Genomic DNA, 471 nt, shown 5'->3' on the forward strand with positions numbered 1-471 from the left:
GCCGTCAGCTTGCGCGTCAGGCGTTTCCCTTCCGTCTTGTGCTTCACGATAAACCGGCCGTCCCGGGTCCGCCCGCAATAGTGGGTGAAGCCGAGGAAGGCGAAGGTCTCGGGTCGCCGCTCGCCGCGCCGCTGACGCGAGAGGGCCGCAAACCGACCGAACTCGATCAACCGCGTCTTGCCCTCATGAAGCATCAGGCCAAAGCTGGCCAGCCGCGCCTTGAGGGCCAAGAGCATCTCCTGCGCATCCGCCTTGCTCTCGAAGCCCATGACGAAGTCGTCCGCATAGCGCACGGCCACAACGCGACCGCGTGCGCGGCGACGGCGCCATTGATGGGTCCAGAGGTCGAGGATGTAGTGCAGAAAGATGTTGGCGAGGAGCGGACTGATGCCCGCCCCTTGCGGGGTACCCCTGTCCGTTTCTTGCTTCTCGCCGCTCTCAAGAACGCCGGCCCGCAGCCACAGCTCTATG

The 471-nt window shown here is 65.2% G+C and carries 1 protein-coding gene; it reads right to left on the reverse strand.

Features of this window, described 5'->3' with window-relative positions; genetic code table 11:
• Positions 1 to 471, reverse strand: a 471-nt coding sequence (locus AC0L3P_RS40070; RefSeq protein ID WP_473309471.1) for a reverse transcriptase domain-containing protein, incomplete at both ends; no start/stop codon positions are given.

It is taken from the genome of Bradyrhizobium sp. WSM4874, assembly GCF_055811835.1.